The 3,682-nt window shown below is 54.6% G+C and carries 2 protein-coding genes; both read right to left on the bottom strand.

The window, feature by feature from the left end; translation table 11 throughout:
- Positions 1-711, bottom strand: a 711-nt coding sequence (locus M0R33_RS24295; protein ID WP_292574545.1) for a PepSY-associated TM helix domain-containing protein, incomplete at its 3' end; no start/stop codon positions are given.
- Between the two features lie 244 nt (positions 712-955).
- Positions 956-3,412 carry a TonB-dependent receptor gene (locus tag M0R33_RS24300; protein ID WP_292574546.1) on the bottom strand — a complete coding sequence of 819 codons (2,457 nt, stop codon included), beginning with the start codon at positions 3,410-3,412 and terminating at the stop codon, positions 956-958.
- Positions 3,413-3,682 lie beyond the last annotated feature (270 nt).

The following is a 3,682-nucleotide window of genomic DNA, read 5'->3' on the forward strand; positions in this document are numbered from 1 at the left end:
CATCACCAGCGCCGTGTGAAAACCGCTGATTTTATGTAGGTCGTAATTGAAACGCACCTTGCCTGCTCCGGATTTAAACGTCAGCGCCTGCCACCATTTGCCGGTCAACGGCCACCAGACGATCAGACCGGTCAAGGTTGAGATGAATAGCAGTGCAGCCGAGATGCCGACTATGACGGTGCTGATGTCGTCGAAAGGAATCAGCAACGCGTAATGCAATTCGAATACACAATCGATAAAGGTGGCCGGCAACCAATCACTTGAACGGGTCAGCAACATTTTTCCGGTCACTTGCGCCGTATACGGATCGACGCCAACGATCCAGCGTTCGTTTTCTCTATCGGCGGTCGGGAATTGGTAACGCAGCTTGAAAGCCGCGCTCTCGTTGCGCGGATACACCGAAAATACATGTTTCGCAGTCGGCGGCATCACGGTTTTGCCGGCGGCGAAGATTTCCGCCAGCGGCCGGTATTGGGCTATGGCCGGCTGTTTCACCACGAGCATATCGGCATGCAACCATTCGTCGATCTCGGCGTAGAACACCAGAAAGCTGCCGGTAACGCCATAAATAGACAGCAGAAACCCCAGCGACAAACCCAGCCACAAATGCACGTCCAGCCAAAGCTTGCGGCGGGATTTCAGCCGGGACAATTCGGCTATGCGCCGATCTTCGCGAAACTTAGGGAGCAAGGGGTGGCGACTGGCGTTCATGGTGGTGACAAAAAACGGTAGCGTGGTTGTGTAAAAAATACCGGAGCTCAAGCTGATCGCGAAGTTCTCCAGCGGCGGCGGATGGTCAATTAGACGTTTCGGTGCCGGAAGCCCTCACGACTGTTGCCGACACCGCGGTATTTTCGCCGGACAGGATAGCGGTAATGCGCCTAACCCGGTCACCCCAAGCTAATCAGCCGGACTTCAGTCAAACCGGGTCTCCGATTCCGGTCGATTCTGCCGATCAATACTCCAGCTTGATCGAACCCATGACCGTTAACGGCTCGGTGGGAAGATTGCTTCGACGCGAGCGCAAAATGAAATATTCGGCGTCGTTGACGTTATTTACATTGACTTGAGTGGTCAAGTTAACCCCGGCCAGTTTGCGTTTATAGGCCGCCATCAAGTCGAGCCGGGCATAAGCGCTGTCGTAATAGCTGTTTGCCGCATCGCCGTAGCGCCGGCCGGAAGCGTAAACACCTGCCCCCAAACTGAAGCCTTGCAGGAAGCCTTGGTTAAAGTCGTACTTCAACCAGGCACTTCCTTGATGACTCGGCGCGAAAGGCATACGGTTGCCGACGTTGGCCGGCGCCGTAATGTCGTCGATGATCTTGGCATCGGTGTAGGCGTAGGTGCCGATGACGCTCAAGCCCTCGTAAATCTGGCCTTGCACGTCAAGCTCGACGCCCTTGCTGCCGCCCTTGACCGGAACCTGCATATTGATCAGATTGCTGCTGGGGTCTTGGAAAAATTGAGTCCTTTCCAAGTCGAAGTAAGCAACGCTGGCGTTGAGTTTGCCATCGAAAAACTGGGTTTTTATCCCACCCTCGAACTGGACGGCATTGAATAGGTCGTAGAGTTTGGCGCCGCCGGTATCGTAATCGTTGGCGGGGCCGAACGATTCGGTGAAACTACCGAACAACGACAACCATTTGACCGGCTGGTAAACGATGCCGACTCGGGGGCTGACCACATCATCATTGCGGGCATCCTTGCCGGCCGGCGCCCACCAACTCAGATCTTGCGTCCGATCCACCCAGTCGTAGCGGAAGCCGCCCATGATGTGCAGTTTGTCCCAGAGCGTCATTTGATCCTGAACGTAAATGGCCTTGGAGGTGTTCTCGGTAGCGATGACGTTGTTGAACGGCGCATTCCGGATTTGGCTTAACTGGGCGTCGGAAACCGCCGGAATATTCGGGTTAAAGATATTGATGGTGTCAACGCTACCGCTGGCAACCTGGTATTTCAGTTGACTGTTGTAATACTCGCCACCGAGCAGCAGCTTGTGTCTGACACCGTAGGTTTCGAAATCGAAAGTGCCGTTAACCCAGGCTGTCAGGGACTCGGCGTTTTCCGGGCTAAACCAGTAATTACGCGTTGCGTTACCGAAGGAGCTGCCGGGTGTCTCGTTGACGCGACCGGTATAAAAGCCTTGCCAATCCTTCTGGTATTGGGATGAGACCACGCCTGCGTTTAGCTTGACCTGATCGTTGAGGCGATGGTCTATGCGGAAATCGACCAAATTATTGGTGGTGGAGTTTCGTAAATCCGAGCGGCCGACGAAGGTTCTGGAAATGGGGATTCTCGCCAATTGATTTCCAATCGCCGGAATACCGTAGTCATAGGCGTTGTTCTCGTCGAAATACTCGTAGGACAAGGTGAATTGGGTGTCCGGCGTCGCTTCCCAGCTTAAGGTCGGGGCAAAAAAGATCCGGTCATTGCTCATGTTGTCGCGGAACGAACCGGTATCCAGATAAGACATGTCCAGCCGGTAATTCAAGCCGGCTTCCTTGCTGACCGGTCCGGTCGCGCTGGCTTCGGTACGGTAGAAATCGTAGGAGCCGAAGCGTTGTTCCACCGAATAGTAGGGTGTCGAGCTGGGTTGCTTGGTCACGGTACTGATCAAGCCGCCGGGGTCTCCAAAGCCGTACATCATCGCCGACGCACCTTTGATCACTTCCACGCGCTCGACGTTGGCCAGATCGAATTTGGTAAACGGTATCCGAATACCGTTGCGATAGTTGACGGTGCTTTGCAGGAAACCGCGCATCACGAATTGTTCGTGTTCGCCACCGTATGAATGATAAGACTGAACGCCGCTGACGTTCTTGATCGCGTCCTGTAAGCGGTAGGACTGTTGGTCGTGTAGAACCGCCTTGTTAACGACTTGAATGGAGGCCGGGGTTTCCATGAGGGGAGTGTCGGTTTTGGTCGCCAGAGCGGTGTTGGTGCGGGTATAACTGAGGTTATAAGGATCGTCGGGGTCGAGATCGGTTTTGCCGATGACGGTCACCGCCTGCATCGTGGCGGCCGATTGTGGCTCCAACCCGGTCGTTTTTTCCAGCGTCACAGTGTTGCCGGCGCCAAAGTAATAAGAAACCCCTGAACCGACCAGCAATCGTTTCAAGGCACCTTCCAACGAGTATCTGCCGCTGACGCCCGGCGAGCTAACCCCCTTAACCAGCGCCGAGTTGTAAACAAACTGTACGCCGGATTGTTCGGCCAACGCACTGAGTGCGGAATACAAAGGCTGTGGGTCGATATTAAAGCTGCGGGTACTGCCGATGGCCGGCGTTTCGGCTTGGGCACTTAATGGCGTAGCGATTGCCAGCCAGCCCAGGCAAAGCGGCAGTATGCCTATAGCGGTCGAGCGATTTGCCAGGGTTTCAGGTGTTCTGGCAATAGTTCCATTTTTTCTCACGTGCTGTCCTCGGTTGATGTATTCAAGCTGAGAACGATTCGCGGACGGTGTAGCCGTACTATTAAAGACGCGGCAAATTGTCGCAGGTGGCAGGTAGGGGCGAATTCATTCGCCTATTCCCGCATTGCGGTATGCCGATGGATGGGCGAATGAATTCGCCCCTACGCTGCCTCGATATAGGCTGGGTCATTTAGAGCCACATGGCATCCCATAACGGGTAATCGGCTATTTTTTCCACAAGACCGGCCCGTAATGGATTAGCGTTTCGGC

The organism is Methylomonas sp. (assembly GCF_023228165.1).
Taxonomy (GTDB): domain Bacteria; phylum Pseudomonadota; class Gammaproteobacteria; order Methylococcales; family Methylomonadaceae; genus Methylomonas.